This is a genomic window from Streptomyces sp. NBC_00647 (assembly GCF_045207245.1).
Classification (GTDB): domain Bacteria; phylum Actinomycetota; class Actinomycetes; order Streptomycetales; family Streptomycetaceae; genus Streptomyces.
Genome location: NZ_CP109040.1, coordinates 5974984 through 5994081 on the forward strand (window position 1 = coordinate 5974984; position 19098 = coordinate 5994081).

Annotated in this window: 15 protein-coding genes; 11 read left to right on the forward strand and 4 right to left on the reverse strand. The window is 70.4% G+C overall.

The window, feature by feature from the left end:
* The first annotated feature begins 197 nt into the window (after positions 1–197).
* The 4 genes from OG788_RS26320 to OG788_RS26335 all read left to right on the forward strand — a co-directional run bounded on the left by OG788_RS26320 (position 198) and on the right by OG788_RS26335 (position 6070).
* A complete protein-coding gene (locus OG788_RS26320; RefSeq protein WP_406373869.1) occupies positions 198–3215 on the forward strand; it encodes a BTAD domain-containing putative transcriptional regulator in 3018 nt (1005 codons plus the stop codon).
* 158 nt (positions 3216–3373) lie between these two features.
* Positions 3374–4111 carry a prepilin peptidase gene (locus tag OG788_RS26325; RefSeq protein WP_406373871.1) on the forward strand — a complete coding sequence of 246 codons (738 nt, stop codon included), beginning with the start codon at positions 3374–3376 and terminating at the stop codon, positions 4109–4111.
* Between the two features lie 137 nt (positions 4112–4248).
* Entirely contained in the window at positions 4249–5463 is a 1215-nt protein-coding gene (gene mqnC / locus OG788_RS26330; RefSeq protein ID WP_406373873.1) for a cyclic dehypoxanthinyl futalosine synthase, read from the forward strand.
* Positions 5464–5470: 7 nt separating this feature from the next.
* A complete protein-coding gene (locus OG788_RS26335) occupies positions 5471–6070 on the forward strand; it encodes a hypothetical protein (RefSeq protein ID WP_351550027.1) in 600 nt (199 codons plus the stop codon).
* Positions 6071–6090: 20 nt separating this feature from the next.
* On the opposite strand, the gene OG788_RS26340 is transcribed toward OG788_RS26335, so the two are convergent.
* Positions 6091–7128, reverse strand: coding sequence for a chitinase (locus OG788_RS26340; RefSeq protein WP_406373876.1), 1038 nt, complete (start codon positions 7126–7128; stop codon positions 6091–6093).
* Positions 7129–7436: 308 nt separating this feature from the next.
* On the opposite strand from OG788_RS26340, the gene OG788_RS26345 reads away from it, so the two are divergent.
* The 5 genes from OG788_RS26345 to OG788_RS26365 all read left to right on the forward strand — a co-directional run bounded on the left by OG788_RS26345 (position 7437) and on the right by OG788_RS26365 (position 14545).
* On the forward strand, positions 7437–7844 hold the full coding sequence (locus OG788_RS26345; protein WP_351550033.1) for a hypothetical protein: 408 nt from the start codon (positions 7437–7439) through the stop codon (positions 7842–7844).
* 19 nt (positions 7845–7863) lie between these two features.
* Positions 7864–10200, forward strand: a complete 2337-nt coding sequence (locus tag OG788_RS26350) for a bifunctional polysaccharide deacetylase/glycosyltransferase family 2 protein (RefSeq protein ID WP_406373878.1) — start codon at positions 7864–7866, stop codon at positions 10198–10200.
* The gene (locus OG788_RS26355) at positions 10201–11742 is read left to right on the forward strand and encodes an acyltransferase (RefSeq protein WP_406373880.1); all 1542 of its coding nucleotides are present in this window, start codon (positions 10201–10203) and stop codon (positions 11740–11742) included.
* Between the two features lie 368 nt (positions 11743–12110).
* Positions 12111–13655: a reprolysin-like metallopeptidase gene (locus OG788_RS26360; protein ID WP_406373882.1), complete on the forward strand. Its 1545-nt coding sequence runs from the start codon at positions 12111–12113 to the stop codon at positions 13653–13655.
* A 194-nt stretch (positions 13656–13849) separates the two neighbouring features.
* Positions 13850–14545, forward strand: a complete 696-nt coding sequence (locus OG788_RS26365; protein ID WP_406373884.1) for a demethylmenaquinone methyltransferase — start codon at positions 13850–13852, stop codon at positions 14543–14545.
* 22 nt (positions 14546–14567) lie between these two features.
* Here the strand turns inward: OG788_RS26365 and OG788_RS26370 are convergent, their stop codons facing one another.
* Together OG788_RS26370 and OG788_RS26375 are read right to left on the reverse strand one after the other, a co-directional pair.
* On the reverse strand, positions 14568–14900 hold the full coding sequence (locus OG788_RS26370) for a PASTA domain-containing protein (RefSeq protein WP_351550048.1): 333 nt from the start codon (positions 14898–14900) through the stop codon (positions 14568–14570).
* A gap of 81 nt (positions 14901–14981) precedes the next feature.
* The gene (locus OG788_RS26375; protein WP_356753456.1) at positions 14982–15488 is read right to left on the reverse strand and encodes a GNAT family N-acetyltransferase; all 507 of its coding nucleotides are present in this window, start codon (positions 15486–15488) and stop codon (positions 14982–14984) included.
* Positions 15489–15586: 98 nt separating this feature from the next.
* Between OG788_RS26375 and OG788_RS26380 the strand changes: the two genes are divergently transcribed.
* On the forward strand, positions 15587–16888 hold the full coding sequence (locus OG788_RS26380; RefSeq protein WP_351550054.1) for a geranylgeranyl reductase family protein: 1302 nt from the start codon (positions 15587–15589) through the stop codon (positions 16886–16888).
* A gap of 297 nt (positions 16889–17185) precedes the next feature.
* On the opposite strand, the gene OG788_RS26385 is transcribed toward OG788_RS26380, so the two are convergent.
* On the reverse strand, positions 17186–18019 hold the full coding sequence (locus OG788_RS26385) for a C40 family peptidase (RefSeq protein ID WP_351550056.1): 834 nt from the start codon (positions 18017–18019) through the stop codon (positions 17186–17188).
* Between the two features lie 711 nt (positions 18020–18730).
* Here OG788_RS26385 and OG788_RS26390 point away from each other — a divergent pair.
* Positions 18731–19090, forward strand: a complete 360-nt coding sequence (locus tag OG788_RS26390) for an NADH-quinone oxidoreductase subunit A (RefSeq protein ID WP_007383963.1) — start codon at positions 18731–18733, stop codon at positions 19088–19090.
* Positions 19091–19098: the final 8 nt, after the last annotated feature.

The window sequence follows — 19098 nt, forward strand, 5'->3', positions numbered from 1 at the left end:
GAGAGCGTGTGAAGGTCGAGGGGTGCCGGGAAGTGCCGGGAGGAACGGCAACTCGGGTCTACGGGGCGGTAGGTGACGAAACGGGCGGTCGCTTCGGGCGGCCGCCTGCCCGGCCTTCGACACGCTCCGTAAACTCTCAGTAGGCTCGATCCACCCCCGACCCCACGCCCTCCCCACACGACCCCAGGACACCCGCCATGGCGCGACGCACCACTTCCAGTTCGACGGGCGGTTCGCCGGGTCCGAGGAATCGGACGCCGCAGCCCCTGCCCCGGCGTCGCCGGACGTTCGGTGACTTCGTGAAGGCGTTCGGGGCGTTCGTCGCCCTGCTGGTGCTGCTCGTCGGCGTGCCCGGCGCGCTGGTCGTCAGCGTGGGGTGGCCGCTGCCGCACGGAGCGCCCCAATGGGACTGGCTCCAGCAGGAGATCACCGTCGGCACGTTCATCCACGTGCTGACGGTCATCGTGTGGTTCGCGTGGGCGCAGTTCACCGCGTGTGTGCTCGTCGAGGTGAAGGCCGCGCTGTCGGGCGTCGGGCTGCCCAACCGGGTACCGGGCGCCGGGCCGAGCCAGTTGCTGGCCCGTCAGCTCGTCGCGGCGGTCCTGCTCGTCGGCGCCGCAGCCGCGAGCTTCACGCCGGGTCTCTCGCAGCTCGGCCAGAGCCTGGAGGGCAACCAGCACGGCTCCGTCGCCACGGCCCAGCAGACCCCGGGCGGGCTGTTCGGGCAGCAGCAGGAGCAGGCCGCCGCCGGCGCCGCGGCCGCGGTCGCCGAGCAGGCCGCCGACGCGGCGTCCCAGGCGGACAGCGGCGGCTCCGCCGAGCACGGCGACACGAAGTACTACCGGATCCAGCCCCCCGAGGGCCGGCACCACGACTCGCTCTGGGAGATCGCGCAGCGGCACCTCGGTGACGGGCGCCGGTACAAGGAGATCTACCAGCTCAACAAGGACCGTACGCAGCCCGACGGGTCCAAGCTGTCCGAGGCCAGCCTCATCCGGCCCGGCTGGATCCTGGAGATGCCCGGCGACGCCCACGGAGGCGAGCTCGTCGAGATGCCCGACGCGGCCCCCGAGGTCTCGGAGCAGGTCCAGCGGCAGATCCACGACTACGCCAGGACCGGCGACCACCAGCAGGGCGGCGGCAAGCAGGGCGCCGCCGACGGTCGGCAGGCCGACCAGGGCGACCGGGACACCGCGCACATCCACCTGCCCCGGCAGCGGCCCGGCGACGACAGCGGCCGGCAGGGCGAACACGCACCCGCCGAAGCCGCACCGCACGCGGGGAACGAACAGACCTCGCGGACGGCCTCCGAGGAGAGCGGCTTCTCCTTCGGGCTGCCCGAGGCCCTCGTCGGCGCGCCCCTTCTCGCCGCCGGTCTCCTCGGAGCCCTCGGCCGGCGCCGCCGGCAGGCCCTGTGGCAGTCGGCTCTCGGCGCGGTCGGCGGGCGGGGCGGCATGGAGCCGCCGGTCCCGACCGGCTCTGCCGCGGACGCCCAGGACGCGCTGCTCGTCGGCGCCGACCCCGAGGGCGTACGCCTTCTCGACCTGTCGCTGCGCGGACTCGCGGCCGCGCTCGCCGCGGAGTCGCGCCCGCTGCCCACCGTCTACGCGGCCTGGCTCGGCGGGAACGGCGATCTGCACCTTCAGCTCGCCCAGCCGGCCGGGAAGCCGCCCACGCCGTGGCAGCTCGGCCAGGACCAGACGTTCTGGATGCTGGCACGGGCGGACGCCGAGCGGTACGAAGAGGTGGACACCGCCGCCCCGTACCCGGGCCTCGTCAGCCTCGGCACCATGGACGACTCGCGGCTGCTGCTCAACCTGGAGGCCGTGCCCGGCATCGTCTCCCTGAGCGGGAGCGCGGCCGACCGTGCCGGCGTCTTCGCCTCCGTCGCCGCCGAACTGGCCACCAACGGCTGGTCCGACCGCATGACGATCACGCTCGTCGGCTTCGGCGAGGACCTGACACCGCTCGCGCCCAACCGGCTGCGCCACCTCGACGACGTCGAAGCGCTCGTCGAGACCATGGAGGCCGAGACACGGCAGCGGCGCGGCGCCCTCGGCGCGGCCGGACACGACTCCGTGCTCACCGGCCGCACCGGGCCCGCCCAGCACACCCGTTGGGCCCCGCACCTCGTCCTCCTCGCCGCCGAACCGTCCGCCGAGGACGCCGTCAAGCTCGCCGAACTCGCCGCCGACGCGAGCCGGCTGGGGATCGGCTACCTCGTCGGCACCGAGTCCGGCGATCTGCCCGGAGCCGCCTGGGAGATGGAGATCACCGGCGAGGGCAAGCTGCTCGCGCCGCTGCTCGGCCTCGAACTCGACGCGCAGATGCTGCCGGTCGCGCAGCAGCGGGCGGTCGTGGAGCTCTTCGTCGAGGCGGACCCGGACCGCGGGCCCGAGGGGCCGACGACCTCCCCGCCGTTCCTCGTCGACATCAGCGAACAGGGGCGGCCCGCCGTGTACGCGCGGCTCGTGGGCCCGTACGAGATCATCGGTCTGGAGACGCCGGACGGCGAACGCAGCCCGCTGCTGCACGAGGCGCTGGCGCTGCTCCTGCTGCACCGCGAAGGGGTGCACCCGCGCGTCCTTTCCTCCGCGCTGTGGCCGCGCGGCGTCACCGACGACGTGCGTGACGCGCTCGTAGAGCGGTTGCACGGCTGGCTCGGCAACGACCCCGACGGCACACCCCGCCTCGGCACCGACGCGACAGGACGGCTCACGCTGGCCAAGTCCGTCGTGTCCGACCTGGACGTGCTGCGCTCCCTCTACCACGAGGCGACGCAGGGCAAGGGCGTCAACAGCCGTGTGGTGCGCGGGCGGTTGCTCACCGACGCGCTCGTCCTCGTCCGCGGTCCCCTGCTCGCCGACCGTCCGCGGGGGCGCTACGGCTGGCTCACCCACGAGATCATCGACGCGCAACTGCCGCTGCTCGTCGCGGACATCGGGCTCGCCCTGTCCGCGTTCCATCTGGAGAAGGACCGGGCGGAGAAGGCGATCGAAGCGCTGAACGCCTCGATGAACTCGGCACCGGCGGACGAGCGGCTGTGGAACGAGCTGCTGCGTGCGACGCAGGCGACGGGGGACAGCGACCGGTTGAAGCGGCTCGCCGCCGATCTGGTCGCCCGCAGCGGGGCACGCGGACTGCCGCCCCGCACCGAGGCCCTGCTCGACGAGCTGCTGCCGGCCTGGCGGAGCGGCGCCGCCGCGGTGGGATGAGCCACGGCGGCCCCGGCCCCGGCGGCGCGATCGCCCCGCGCCGGGGCTGACGGGGTGGGGCCGGGGCGAAACGGCCGGGGCTGGAGCGGGGGCCGAACGGCCGAGGCTGAGGCGGGCATCGCCGTGGCCGTCGTAACGGACTCTTCCTGGGGGAACGCGTGGATCTCGACCTCTGGCTCGTCGTCGCCGCCGCGCTCTGGGGCGCGGCGGCGGGGCTGCTGGTGCCCCGGCCCGCGTACCGCCTCGCCGTCGAGCCGGACGAGCCGTGGCGTGACCGCTGTCCCGACGGGCAGCCGATCGCCGGCGTCGCGCGCGGGTGGCTCGGGCTCGCCAGGTCACCGGGCGGTTCCTGGTACGGCCCCGGCGCCCTCCTCGTCCCGCCGGCCACCGCACTGGCCTGCGCCGGGCTGGCCCTGGCGACCGGTACGCGTCCGGAACTGGGCGCCTGGCTGCTGCTCGTGCCGCTCGGCGTCCTGCTCGCCGTGGTCGACTTCCGGGTGCAGCGGCTGCCGGACGCGCTGACCCTGCCGCTCGCGGCGGCGGCGCTCGCGCTGCTCGGGGTGGCCGCCGCCCTGCCCGAGCACGCGGGGGAGTGGCTGACGGCGCTGTTCGGGGCGCTCGCGCTCGGAGGCGCGTACTTCGTGCTCTTCCTCATCAACCCGAACGGCATGGGCTTCGGCGATGTGAAGCTGGCGCTCGGCCTCGGGGCGGTGCTCGGCTGGTACGGGTGGAGCGTGGTGTTCCTGGGGACCTTCGCGGGTTTCCTGTTCGGCGCGCTGTACGGGATGGTCCTGGTGATCGTGCGGCGCGCGGGGCGCAAGACGTCGATCCCGTTCGGCCCGTTCCTGATCGCGGGGGCATACGTGGGGCTCCTGATCGGGGCCTACGCGGCCTGACGTCGGTCGGCGCGACGAGCTTGCGCGGCTGACGTAGGTCGGCGCGGGGCACTTGCGCGGGCTGACGTCGGTCGGCGCGGGGCGCTGGCGTAGGGTGGTCAGGTCTGTCCATAACCCTTACGAAAGGGACGCTCCCGGTGACCGAGAAGGCCGACCTCACGTCTTTTGATGTCACAGCCGTCCTCGACCGTGCCGCCGAGGGTGGGCGGATCACCCCGGAAGAGGCCCTCGTCCTCTACCGCGACGCCCCGCTGCACGCGCTCGGCGCCGCCGCGGACGCCGTACGCCGCCGCAGGTACGCGGGTACCGAGCACATCGCGACGTACATCATCGAACGCAACATCAACTACACGAACGTGTGCGTCACGGCGTGCAAGTTCTGTGCCTTCTACGCCGCCCCCAAGGACACCGCCAAGGGCTGGACGCGCGACCTCGACGACATCCTGCGCCGCTGCGCGGAGACCGTCGAACTCGGCGGGACGCAGATCATGTTCCAGGGCGGACACCACCCGGACTACGGCGTCGAGTACTACGAGAAGCACTTCGCCGCGATCAAGGGCGCGTACCCCGAGCTGGTCATCCACTCCCTCGGCGCGTCCGAGGTCGAGCACATGGCCCGGATCTCCAAGGTGAGCGTCGAGGAGGCCATCCAGCGCATCCACGCGGCCGGTCTCGACTCGTTCGCGGGCGCCGGTGCCGAGTTGCTTCCCGCCCGGCCGCGCAAGGCGATCGCCCCGCTCAAGGAGTCCGGCGAGCGGTGGCTGGAGATCATGGAGATCGCGCACGGGCTGGGCGTCGAGTCGACGTCCACCATGCTCATGGGTACCGGCGAGACCAACGCCGAGCGCATCGAGCACCTGCGGATGATCCGTGACGTACAGGACCGGACGGGTGGCTTCCGCGCCTTCATCCCGTACACCTACCAGCCCGAGAACAACCACCTGAAGGGCCGCACGCAGGCGACGCTCTTCGAGTACCTGCGGATCATCGCGATCGCCCGCCTGTTCCTCGACAACGTCGCCCACATCCAGGGCTCCTGGCTGACCACCGGCAAGGAGGTCGGCCAGCTGTCCCTGCACTACGGCGCCGACGACCTCGGCTCGATCATGCTGGAGGAGAACGTCGTCTCCTCGGCCGGTGCCAAGCACCGCTCCAACCGCATGGAGATCATCGACCTGATCCGCAAGGCGGACCGTGTCCCGGCCCAGCGGACCACGACGTACGAGCACATCGTCGTCCACGACGACCCGGCGAACGACCCGGTCGACGAGCGCGTCATGTCCCACATCTCCTCGACGGCGATCGAGGGCGGCACAGCGCACCCCGAGCTGAAGCTGCTGGCCTCCAACTAGCCGCGCCGTGCTGACACTTCACGTAGCCGAGCAGTCGACCGGGACCGCGGTCCTGGTCGACGGGGCAGCCGTCGCCGCCGTCGGCCCGTACGAGGAACTGGCCGCCGACCGTCCGGACGCGAAGGTGCGGCGCTGGCCCGGCATCCTGACGCCGGGGCTGCTCAACCCGTACGGCCCGGAGCTCCTGGAAGGCATGTACCACCCGGACCCGCGCGAGGCCGAGGGCTTCGGTACCGAACCCATCGGCGGGGAGCGGGCCAAGCGGATCTTCCGCGCCGATCCCGCACGCGTCGGCGCGAGCGCGCGGCGCGGGATCCAGCGGTTGCTGGCGCACGGCACGGTGGCGGTGGCCGGGGAGTTGCGGTCGCGAGCCGTGGTCGACGCGGTGCGCAGGGCCGGTCTCGCGGTGGGCCGGCGGCCGGACCCGCTCGTGGGTCCACCGGCGCTGTCCCCGACCCCGCTGATCATGCTGCCGGGGCTCGTGGCGGGCGGTCCCGCGCGGTTCGCCGTGTTCGACGTCGCGGACCGCGCCGAACTGGTGCAGCGTGGTGCGGGGACCTGCGTGGCGACCGTGATCGGCGGTCGGCTGGTGTACCGGAGCCGCTGATCACGGCACGTGTCGCCGGCTCAGCCCGCGAACGCCTTCGCGAACGCCCCCGCACTCTGCTTCACGCCGCTGCAGTCGGTCGCCGCGTCGTCGGTGTTGTCGCCGTCCCCGCACTGCTGGTCCCGGAACGTCGACCACATCGACACCCAGGCCACCTCCTTCTTCTCGGCGAACTCCCGTACCTGCGCCGCGTCCGAGAGGCCGAACGTCTCGTTGTCGACGTCGTTGACGCCGATCATCGAGGTGAGCGCGAGCCCCTGCCAGGCGTTCGCGTCCGACAGCCCGAACACCTCCTTCAGCTGGTCGTGGGCCGCCTCGGCGGAGGTGATCGCGTAGTCGCCCATGTCGTCGGCGTACGAACTGCCGTAGTTCATGGTCATGATGTTGACCGTGGAGACCTTCACGGAATGGTCGTTGGCGGACTCCAGGAGCGCCAGGCCGTCGTCGTCGAGGCCGGCGGGCATGACGGGCAGGGTGAAGGACACCGTCAGATCGCTGCGCTCCTTCTGGAGCAGCGCGATCGCCTCGGAGCGCAGCGCGACCGAGTCGGAGTCGGTCAACTGGTCGCCCTCCACGTCGAAGTCCGCCCGGGTGGAGCCCGCCGCGTCCAGTGCCGCGCCGTAGGCCGCCGCGAGCTCGCTCGCGCTGTCGCACGTCGACGCCAACTCCTTGCCGGACGCGCCGCCGAACGACACCCGCACGCTCGCGCCGGACTTCTTGAGCGCCGAGATCCGGGACTTCACGGCCGTGTCACCGATGGCGTACGTCCCGTTCCACTTCGGCGTGCAGTCGTTGCCGTCGGAGATCACGAAGGCCAGGTTGTAGGCGGTCGGCGACCCCGCCGAGTCGGTGGCGGAGGCTGTCGTCGCGCTCACGTACGGGGCGTACGAGGTGGCCGACGACTCCGTCGCGCTCGGGCTCGGTGACGGCGCCGTGGCCGACCGTCCGGGCGGCGCGGACGCCCCGTCCGAGGTGTCGTCGCCGCCCGAGGAGCACCCCGCACAGGCCAGGGCCACCAGGCAGACGACCCCTGCGGCCGGCTTCAGGAAACTCCTCATTGCGCACGCACCCGCTCTCGTGATTTCTGTCTCAGGTCGGAAACAAATGGTCGTTCCCCGGCTGGAAATGTGTCACATCCGGACCGGAATACCGAATGCAGATCATGCATGGGAGTCGCGAGGGAGAGTACCGGCAAAGGGGGTGAACTGGACTTCGAAATGGTGCATATCTTCCAAATCTATCGGGCTTGAGCTGCGCGGATGCTCCTTGAATCTCATAGAGAAAATACAGGTTGAGGCATCTCTCATGGGCCGCTCACACGGAAAGAAGAGTTTCTGACACATAAAGGCGTCCTAATGTCTGGGGAATGCAATCCGAGTCCGCCATCGAAAACCATGCCCAGGTGCGTGGCCGCCGCCGCAAACGCGGCAGCGGGGCCGTGGACGGCCCCGTGTTCGTTGACAACTCTGGGCGCCGCGCCCGCATGCTGCGCAGAATCGGCACGCTCGTCGGCGTCGTCTGCCTCGGCTACGCCGTCGTGCTCGGCATGGCCTTCATGGGCTGGGGCACCTCGCTGACCCCGTCCTCGCTCCTCCCCTTCGACGCCGGCCAGGCCGGTTCCGCACCCGGCGGGGGCAACGGGATACAGCCGGGCGGCATCGCCCCCAGCGGCGCACCGACGGGCACTCCGCCCTCGGGTCCGCCGAGCGGGTCCGCGCCCTCCTCCGCTCCCACGACAACCGCCGGGGCGTCCGCCTCCACCGGCGCCAACTGACGGGGACGCACTCACCCTCATGACTACGACGACGCCCGCGCGCGGCCGTCGGCGCGCCCCCTCCAAGATGGAGCGGGCGGCCGGCAAGGCCGCGGCGCTGCAGAAACCACGTGTCATCCTCGCCCTGCTGCTCCTGCTGGCGCTCATCAGCGTGATGCTGCTCGACGGCTATCTGCGCTCCGAGATCGGCAACGACGCGCGGGTCCGCGACGGCGCGGCCTACGACAAGGTCCCCGAGAGGATCCTCGACGGCGGGCCCATCCTGACCTTCGACAACGGCACCGCGAAGACACAGTCCGTGCCGAAGAAGACCATCGTGCTGACCTTCGACGACGGGCCGACCGCGAGCTGGACGCCCGAAGTCCTCGAGGTCCTCGAGAAGAACGACGTCGAGGCCACCTTCTTCATGGTCGGCTCGATGGTCTCCCGCTATCCGGACGTGGTGAAGACCCTGGTGGACCAGGGCAACGAGGTGGGCATCCATACCTTCACCCACGTCGACCTCTCCTACCAGAGCACCACGCGCCTCCAACGTGAGCTGAAGCAGACGCAGTTGGCTCTCGCGGGGGCGGCCGGCGTCACCACCACGCTGTTCCGCGCCCCGTACTCCTCGGAGATCAACGCCGTCGACAACTACAGCTGGCCCGTCTACAAGGAGCTCGGCAGCCTCGGCTACACCAGCGTCTTCGTCGACACCGACAGCGACGACTGGAAGAAGCCCGGCGTCTCGAAGATCGTCAAGTGGGCGACGCCGAAGAAGAACGAGGGCGCCATCGTCCTCATGCACGACGCGGGCGGTGACCGCTCGCAGACGGTCGAGGCGCTCGGCGTCTACATCAAGAAGATGAAGGCGAAGGGCTACACCTTCACCACGGTCAGCGGTGCCCAGGCCAAGCTGAACCAGGCCGCGGCCCAGGCTCGCGGCACCGGAGGGGCCGGCGGGTCGAACCTGCCCCCCGGCCGGCAGGCGAGCGGTGGGCAGACGAACGGGCAGCAGGCGGCGCCCGGTTCGGCCGGTACGTCCGCGAGCGCGGCCGCGCAGGCCGCGCAGGCCGCGCAGCGGAAGGCCACCGGCGCGACCCTCTACGAGGGCAAGGCGCTCGTCTACGCCGTGGCGGTCGCCGAATGGGTCGTCCCGGCGCTGTCCTGGTTCCTCGTGGTCGTCGGCGTCGCCGTCATGGGCCGGTTCGGGATGATGCTGATTCTCGCCCGCCGCCACTACAGGCAGCGCAACCGCAGGCGCGGCCGGGGCGGGAAGTTCAGCTGGGGGCCGACGGTCACCCGGCCGGTGACCGTGATCGTGCCCGTGTACAACGAGAAGGAATGCATCGCCAACACCCTGAGGTCGCTGGCGAAGAGCACGCATCCGATCGAGATCATCGTGGTCGACGACGGTTCCGAGGACGACACGTCCGAGATCGCCGAGTCGCTCGGCATGCCCAACGTCCGCGTCATCCGGCAGGAGAACGCGGGCAAGCCGGCCGCGCTCAACAACGGTGTCCGCAACGCGCGGTACGACATCGTCGTGATGATGGACGGCGACACCGTCTTCGAGCCGGACGCCGTGCACCAGCTGGTGCAGCCCTTCGCCGACCCGGAGATCGGGGCCGTCGCGGGCAACGCCAAGGTCGGCAACCGCAACACCATGATCGGCGCCTGGCAGCACATCGAGTACGTGATGGGCTTCAACCTCGACCGCCGCATGTACGACCTGCTGCGGTGCATGCCCACCATCCCCGGCGCGATCGGCGCGTTCCGCCGGGACGCGGTACTGGAGGTCGGTGGCATGAGCGAGGACACGCTCGCCGAGGACACCGACATCACCATCGCCATGCACCGCGCGGGGTGGCGGGTCGTCTACCAGGAGCACGCCAGGGCCTGGACGGAGGCGCCCGGTTCCCTCAAGCAGCTGTGGTCGCAGCGCTACCGCTGGTCGTACGGCACCATGCAGGCGCTGTGGAAGCACCGCAAGTCCCTGACCGACAAGGGGCCTTCGGGCCGCTTCGGCCGCGTGGGCATGCCGCTGGTGGTCCTCTTCCAGATCGTCACACCGGTCTTCGCGCCGCTCATCGACGTGTTCACCGTCTATTCGATGATCTTCGTGGACTTCCAGGCCGCGCTCCTCGCCTGGCTGGCCGTCCTCGCGGTCCAACTCGTCTGCGCGGCCTACGCGTTCCGGCTCGACCGGGAGAAGTACCGCTACCTCGCGATGCTGCCGCTTCAGCAACTCGCGTACCGCCAGATGATGTACCTGGTTCTGATCCACTCCTGCGTCACGGCCCTGACCGGCGGCCGCCTCCGCTGGCAGAAGCTCAAGCGCACGGGCGAGGTCGGAACCCCGGCAGGGGTGAGCTAGATGAGCTGGGGCGCGGATCAGCAAGGGCAGCAAGGACCGCAAGGGCAGGGGCAGGGGTACGGGCAAGGGGGCCACGGGTACGGCCAGGCTTACGGGCAGCAGGCGCCAACTCAGCGGTACGGGCAGGGGTATCCGCAACAGCACGGCGGGTCGTACGAAGGGCCGTACGACGGCACGTACGGCCAGGGGTACGACGAGGCGTACGGCCAGGTATACGACGCCGGGTACACCCAGCCGCAGCCGCAGCCGCAGCCGCAGCCGCAGCCGCAGCCGTACGGGCAGTCCGTGTCGTACGGGCAGTCCGTGCCGTACGAGGCGCGGTGGCCGTACGTCTCCGAGGAACCGGGAGCGGTCTCGACGACGACTCCGCAGGCCCCGGTGCCGCCCGACCCCTCCCCGCCCCGGCCGTCTCCTTCTCCGGCCCCGGCTCACGACGAGCCCTCGGCCGCCCCCGCGGCTCCCGTCTCCCCTCCGGAGGAGCCCACCGAGCCGGAACCGAAGGCGAGAGCGGGGGGCCGCGACCGCTACTTCGACGCGCTCCGCGCCGTCGCCCTGGTCCGTGTCGTCGGCTACCACACCTTCGGCTGGGCCTGGGCCGGCCTGGTCTTCCCGTCGATGGGCGTGATGTTCGCGCTCGCCGGAACGCTGATGGCCAAGTCCTTGGAACGGCCCGCGTTCAAGGTGGTCCGAAGCCGGATGCGGCGCCTGCTGCCGCCGTTCTGGTTCTGGGGCCTCTTCGTCGTCGTGGCGATGATGATCCACGGCTGGATGCCGGGCTGGCAGATCGTGTTCTGGATCGTCCCGGTCGGCGACCCGCCGGGCAACCAGTGGGGCGTCCAGGCCTGGGAGATCCTCTGGTACCTGCGGACGTACCTCTGGTTCGTGCTGCTCTCTCCCTTGCTCCTGAAGATCTTCCGCAAGGCCCCGATTCCGGTCCTGCTCCTCTCCCTCGTCCCGATCGTGGTCTTCGAGTACGGCCGGCAGCCGCCGTACGACCGCTTCGGCAGCGCTCTCACGGACCTCGCCACCTACCTCTTCTGCTGGCTCGTCGGCTTCGCCCACCGCGAGGGCGTGCTCCAGCGGCTGAAGCCGGGTGCCGTGGTTCTCGCATCGCTCGCCGCCCTCGCGTACGGCGGCTGGTACGCCCTCGCGCACCAGACGGAGTTCGGCACCTACGACCTCGACGAGATCCCCCTCGCGCAGACCTTCTGGTCGGCGGGCTTCGTGACGCTGCTGATGTACTTCAAGGCGTACTACGACGTCGACTTCGCCTGGCTGGCCCGTTTCAAGCGGCTCGACCGCATCGTGACGATCTTCAACGGACGGGCGGTGACGATCTACCTCTGGCACGAGATCGCGCTGATCCTGGCCGTCCCGCTGATCGACCAGTTCTGGAACGTCCCCGCCTTCGAGAAATGGCTGCCGCTGGAGAGCCAGTGGTTCATGTTCGGCATCGGCTGGGTGCTGATCTGGATCGCGATCCCGCTGTTCGGCTGGGTCGAGGACGTGGCCGCGCGGAAGAAGCCGAGGCTGCTGCCGTGACGACCCGTGACGACCGCGGCGGACACCTCCGGGGCAGACCGCGGGCCCGCACCTGAGGGCGGTAGCCGCACTCGGGCCCGCGCCCGAGGGCGGTGGCCGCACCCGCTCGGGCGCGGTAGCGGGCTCACCGGGCATGCGGCCCGGGGATGAGCCCCGGACCGTCGGACAGCCGAGGGTGACGATGGCGGGCGGCCCTTGACGCGGGCTTCGACGTCCTCGTCGGGAGAGGGGCCGACTGGACGCGGCCGGACCGGTATCCGAGTGAAAGCCGTCCCAGTTGGCCGTGCGAGGACGCGTACAACGTGCCGGGCGCGATCTTGGTTACGGAACATGAGGACAAAACCCCCACAGAGAGGCTGACGTACCTCATGCGTCGTTCCCTGCTCGCCGCCTCCACCGCGGCGACCGCCCTCACCGCGGCCCTGTCACTGGCCCTGAACACACCCGTCGCCGGAGCCGCCGCCGGTGGTGGCGGCGGGCACGAGCCCGAGCCCTGGGTGAAGCGCAGCGCCGTGATGCGTGCGCATCCCAAGGACTTCCATTCCCTGTGCCGCAAGCCCAAGGACGGGGTGCCCGAGCGCCGCACCTTCCCACTCTTCGAGCACGGCAAGGGCTTCACGGCGATCGAGGACTTCAGACGCCTGGAACCGAACGGCACGGTGTTCTGGTCCGGCCACGACCCGAGGCATCCGGAGAACACGATCTCCGTGTCCGTCATCGGGGCGTGCGCGGCCGGGCCGGTCACCCTTTCCGGTGAGATCGAGGCGGGCTTCCGCCAGTATCTGTACAAGCCGCTGGCCAAGCGGCCGGGCCGGTACCTGCTCCAGGAGATCGACACCCTGAAACTGCCCCCCAGCGGACAGGGCGTCGACACCGTGACCGCGCCGCCGACCCGGTCGGCCAAGCCGCACAAGCCGGGTCTGAGGATCGCCACTCCCGACAATCCCGCGGCCATCGACATCGTCGTCGCCTACACCCCGGCGACCGTCACCGAACTCGGTTCGGTCGCGGCGGTCCAGAGCCGGATCGATTACGGCGTGAACCAGCTCAACAGGGCACTCGCGACCAGCTACGTGCCGGCCAGCGTGCATGTCGTCAACACCTACCAGACCCAGGCGACCGGCGTCCCCCGTGAGAACGCCGGAACCCTGCTGAGCATGATCAGCAGCCCCACGAACCTGACCCTCGGCGCCACGGCCGCCGCCCAGCGGGCCGCCTTCGGCGCCGACCTGGTGGCCCTCATCGCAGCCATCCCCGCGGAGGACAGCTCCGGGCAGGCCAACCTGCCCACCCCGGCGGGCCCGACGACCAGCAACAACGCCTTCTCGGTCACCAGCGCCTTCTCCATCACGGCGTGGGAGAACCTCGCGCACGAGATCGGCCACAACTTCGGTCTCAAGCACGACCGCAAGACGGTGTTGGCCCAGGGCGGCACGACTCCCGTGGGCACCGACAACTACGGCTGGGTCACCACCGACCAGCGGCACCACACGATCATGGCCTACTCCAGCGCCTGCACCCAGGCGTGCACGGTCGTCAACCAGTACTCCAACACCGCCAACCTGCTCAACGGCCAGGCCCTCGGCGACGAGAACAACAACAACGCCGCCAACGCGACGAGGGCCGCCGAGTATCTGGCGGGCTATCGGACCTCCCTGGTCAACAACCGGGTCTCCCTCACCATGGCCTCCAGCCCGGTCGCCGGAGGCAGCCTCAGGCCGAGCGAGTACGGCCCGTACGACCCCGGTGCGCAGGTCACCGTCACCGCCGAGGCAAGCCCCGGCTTCCAGTTCAGCGGCTGGCAGGTCGACGGCGTGCCCCAGGCCGACACCACACCGAACTACACGATCACGATGGACGCCAACCACACCATCACCGCACTGTTCACCGAGATCCCGGAGCCTGTGCGGTAGTACCGGCCGGCGACAGAGCCCGTCGGGCCGACGGCAGGAGCCCGGCCGACGGCGGACACCGGAGCGTCGGACGGCGCCGCACCCGCCCCGTGGTTCACGGGGCGGCTGCGGCGCTTTCCCGTGCGCCGGGAACAGAGACCGATTCCCGGCCGGGCGCCGGAGAGCCGTCGGGTCCGTACTGCCACAATGGAACCGTGACCCGCGCATCCCTGGACAAGCAGCCGCACGAAGTCGCCTCGATGTTCGACGACGTGGCGGAACGGTACGACCTGACGAACGACCTGTTGTCGCTCGGCCAGGACCGGGTGTGGCGCAAGGAGGTCGCGAAGGCGGTCGACGCGCGCCCCGCACAGAAGATCCTGGACCTCGCGGCCGGTACCGCGACGTCGTCCCTCCCCTTCGCCCGCACCGGCGCCTACGTCGTCCCCTGCGACTTCTCCCTCGGGATGCTCCGCGTCGGCAAGCGCAACCACCCCTGGCTGCCGCTGACGGCCGGTGACGCGACGAAGCTGCCCTTCAAGGACGACACCTTCGACGCCGTCACGATCTCCTTCGGGCTGCGCAACGTGCAGGACACCGACACCGCGCTGAACGAGCTGTACCGCGTGACGAAGCCGGGTGGACGCGTCGTGATCTGCGAGTTCTCGCACCCCACCTGGGCGCCGTTCCGCACGGTCTACACCGAGTACCTGATGCGCGCGCTGCCCCCGGTCGCCCGCGCCGCCTCCTCCAACCCCGACGCGTACGTCTATCTCGCCGAGTCCATCCGCGCCTGGCCGACCCAGCCGGAACTGGCCGAGCGGCTGAAGAAGGCCGGCTGGTCGAAGGTCGCCTGGCGCAACCTGACGGGCGGCATCGTGGCCCTCCACCGGGGCTACAAGCAGGCCTGACCGCAGGGGCCCGCCCTCCCGGCTACCTGAGGACCTCGAAGGGGTCGCCGGGCTGGTCGAGTTCGCGGCGAAGCCCTCCCGAGGGCGGATGCGGCGGCCGGGGTTCGCGCACTCCCGCGCCGCCCTCCGCGTCCCCGAGGTCGAACCACACGGTGACGACCGCTCCGCGCGGCACCTCGGCACCGGGCTGCGGAAATTGCCGTACGACGTAGTCGACCACCGTCCGATGGAAGTCGGGCCGGTCGGCCGCGGCGAGCAGCACACCGCGCGCCTCTGCCGTCTCACGCGCGTCCACGGCCATCAGGCCGACGAGTCGCGGTACGCGCACTTCGGGTGTCTTGGGTGTTATGCGCACAGACGTCACCCCCAGCGGTACCGGAAGGGTAAGCCTCGCCCGTGCCCTTCCGGAAGCCGTGAGGCAGCCTGCCGGACTCTTTCAGAGGGCCAGCCGGTAGCGGTGGCCCTCCTGCTGCGACGAGGGCAGCGTGAACCGCTCCGCGAGCTCCATGCCGAGCCGTCGGGTGACCGCGATGGAACGGGCGTTGCCCGCGTTGACCATCGCGACGACGTCCGTGACACCCGCAGCGCGGACCCGCTCCAGGGTGGTCAGCGCGGCCGCCGTGACGTACCCCTTGCCCCAGTGCGCCCGTCCCAGCCGCCAGCCGATCTCGATCTGCCCGGTCGGCCCCCACGCGTGCGGCCACGGCTGCGCGCCGGTGAAGCCCAGTACCTCGTCCTCGGGGCCGACCATCGTCCACAGGCAGAACCCGTGCTCCGCGTCGTGCCGCCGCTGGCGCGCCGTGAGTTCCTCGTACACCGACGGCTCGGCCGCGCGGCCCCCGTGGAACTCCATGACCTCCGGGTCGTCGAAGACCCGGTGCCACGCGAGAGCGTCCTCGTCGGTGGGGACGCGCAGTCGTACATCGGGGAGAGCTCGGTTCACGGGGCAGCCCTTCAGCCAGGTGATCGGTACCGCTGCATAGACTGCCCATGTCCAGTGCCCGTCGGCACGTTGATTTCGAGCCTTGGGGAGACCCCGCCGTGACCGAGCCCCAACCCCTCTCCGAAAACACCGCCGACGTCATCGTCGTCGGGGCGGGGCCAGCAGGTTCCACCACCGCGTACTACCTGGCGAAGGCGGGGCTCGATGTCCTGCTCCTGGAGAAGACGGCCTTCCCGCGCGAGAAGGTCTGCGGCGACGGTCTGACCCCGCGCGCCACCAAGCAGCTCGTGTCGATGGGCATCGACATCTCCGAGGAAGCCGGCTGGCTCCGGAACAAGGGCCTGCGGATCATCGGCGGCGGCGTTCGGCTCCAGCTCGACTGGCCGGATCTCGCCACGTTCCCCGACTACGGACTCGTGCGAAAGCGGGACGATTTCGACGAGCAGCTGGCACGGCAGGCGCAGAAGGCGGGCGCGCGGCTGTACGAGCGCTGCAACGTCGGCGCCCCGATCGTCGACGACCGCACCGGCCGCATCACCGGCGTGCGCGCGAAGCTGGGCGACGCCGACTCCAAGGAGAAGCGGGAGGTGACCTTCCACGCCCCCCTGGTGGTGGCGGCCGACGGCAACTCCACCCGTCTCTCCCTGGCGATGGGCCTGCACCGCCGCGAGGACCGCCCGATGGGCGTCGCCGTCCGTACGTACTTCACCTCGCCGCGTCACGAGGACGACTACCTGGAGTCCTGGCTCGAGCTGTGGGACCGCCGGGGCGCGGAGGACCGTCTGCTGCCCGGCTACGGCTGGATCTTCGGCATGGGCGACGGCACCTCGAACGTCGGCCTCGGCGTCCTCAACACCTCCGACTCCTTCAAGGAGCTCGACTGGCGCGAGGTCCTGAAAGCCTGGTGCGCCTCGATGCCGGAGGACTGGGGCTACACCCCCGAGAACATGACCGGCCCGATCCGCGGCGCGGCCCTCCCGATGGCCTTCAACCGTCAACCGCACTACACCAAGGGCCTGCTGCTGGTGGGTGACGCGGGCGGCCTGGTGAACCCCTTCAACGGCGAGGGCATCGCCTACGCCATGGAGTCCGGCCAGATCGCCGCCGACGTCATCGTCCAGGCCCACGCGCGTGCCACTCCCGGCCAGCGCGAACTGGCCCTCCAGCGCTACCCGCGCGTCCTCAAGGACACCTACGGCGGCTACTACACGCTCGGCCGCGCCTTCGTGAAGCTCATCGGCAACCCGAAGGTCATGAAGATCGCCGCCCAGCGCGGTCTGACCCACCCGATGCTGATGAAGTTCACGCTGAAGATGCTCGCGAACCTCACCGACCCCACGGGCGGCGACGCGATGGACCGCATCATCAACGGCCTCTCGAAGGTGGCCCCCAAGGCCTGACCGGAGCGCCCGCCCCGGGCGGGCGGCGGATCAGCCCGTCTTCCTCGGCGGCGCGACGGACCACGACCCGCTCGCGCCGCCCGGCCGTCGTCTCGCGCCGCCCGGCCGTCGTCTCGCGCCGCCCGGACATCCGCTCCGTGCGCGCGGGTCACCGCGGCCGGCGGCGGTCCGTCGATCTCCCGCGCAGGACGCCCGCCCGGCCGAAGGCCCCTGCCGAAGGCCGTCGCCGCCTGTGCCGGGACAGCCCGAAGGACCGCTCCCCGCACAGGAAGCGGTCCTCCGGAAGACACTCGCGGGTCAGAGCACGCGCACCGCGCCCGTCGCCGGGTAGCCCGAAAGATCCTGAATCACGACACCCTTGGACGGGTTGGCCGCGTCCAGGTACTGACCGTCACCGATGTACACACCGACGTGGTACGCCGAACCGGCGGAGCCCCAGTACAGGATGTCGCCGACCTGGAGATTGGACAGCGAAACCGGCGTACCGGACGTCGACTGGTCCTGGGAGACGCGCGGCAGGTCGACGCCGACCTGCTTGAACGCTGCCTGCACAAGACCCGAGCAGTCCCACGCGTTGGGTCCGGTGCCGCCCATGACATACGCGTCGCCGACCTGCGCCTTGAGGAACGCGACCACGGTCGCGACGCTGCCGCTGGACGGGGCGGCGACGTTCGTGGACGTCGAGGCGCCGGCGGACAGGACGGTCCGCGCCGAGGAGCGCGAGACCGCCTCGGCCGCTGCGGCCTTCCGTGCGGCCTCGGCCTTCTTCTTGGCCTCCGCCTTCTTCTTGGCGTCGGCCAGGTCGGCCTTGGCCTGCTTGGCGGCCTTGCTGGCGGCCGCGTCGCGCTCCGCCTGCAGCTCGTAGTCGGCCGCGGCCTGCTGGGTGGCGTCCGCGGACTGCGCGACCTGGGCGGCCAGGTCGGCCGTCAGGGTGGGCAGTTCGAGGGTCTGCGTCACGGGCTCGGCTGCGTTCGCCGAACCCGCCGCCCCTGCCACTGCCAGGGTGCTGAGAACGCCACCGGCAACTCCGGCGCGCATCGCGAGCGACGAGGCGTTGCGGCGGGGTTTCCGGTGGCTTCGTATGTGTGCGGTGTGGGACATGGGTACTAGCGGTACCAGGGGCTCCTCCATACCTTCAAGAAACGTGTGGTGCGCCACAGTTGTTCAATGGGCGGCCGAATTCGTCGCGCGTCACTCTTTATTGACGCCGTAACGGGCATTGCGGACACCGTCCACCAAGCCCGTGATCATGGCCTTTCAGTATTACGTCCGAATTGCCCGTCACCTACCACCGGTTGAAGCCGATGGCCAAGCCCGGCTTATCTGACCCATAGGTAGATGTGGCGCAGGTCACGGAACGGTCTCCCGGGCGGTCGCGTCCCGCGCGTCGACCCCGGCCGCTCCCGCTCGTGAACGCGTGCACGTGTCCACATCCGTCCGCGCGGTCACCCCGAAGTGTGAACGCGGCCCTCTATCAAGGGGGTGCGCCCAGCGCCAATTTGCATGCAGCGGAAGTCTCTTGATATTGAGACGTCGCCTCCGGCCTGCGGCGATGAACGAAAATGTCACGTCTGGTGATCGACCTGACGCTTCGCGTGTGAAGATCACTGCTCATCCGACTTCATGATCGTTCGTCAGGTGGTGGAGATCACAAAGCTTGTGCAATACCCCGTGTCGCAGATCACAGACCGCCGGGCATAAGATGCGAGGCAGTTGGGCTTGTGACCTGCTTCACATGTCCGCGATCTTCGCCGGGACGGTGGGGTTCGTGGTCTTACCGGGGCAGGGGTGCAGGCTCGCCGAACCGCCACCAGTCAGTGCCGACTGAGAGGAGCGAGGAGCGTGAACGCGTATGCGCCGATCCTCGTACTGGGAGCCCTCGGGGCAGGCTTTGCGATCTTCTCCGTGGTCATGGCCACGCTGATCGGTCCGAAGCGGTACAACCGGGCCAAGCTCGAAGCGTACGAGTGCGGCATCGAGCCGACCCCCACGCCGGCCGGCGGCGGGCGCTTTCCCATCAAGTACTACCTGACGGCGATGCTCTTCATCGTCTTCGACATCGAGATCGTCTTCCTCTACCCCTGGGCCGTCACCTTCGACGCCCTGGGTGTTTTCGGGCTCGTGGAGATGCTGCTCTTCGTGCTCACCGTCTTCGTCGCGTACGCGTACGTATGGCGGCGCGGCGGCCTGGAATGGGACTGAGGGGCCTT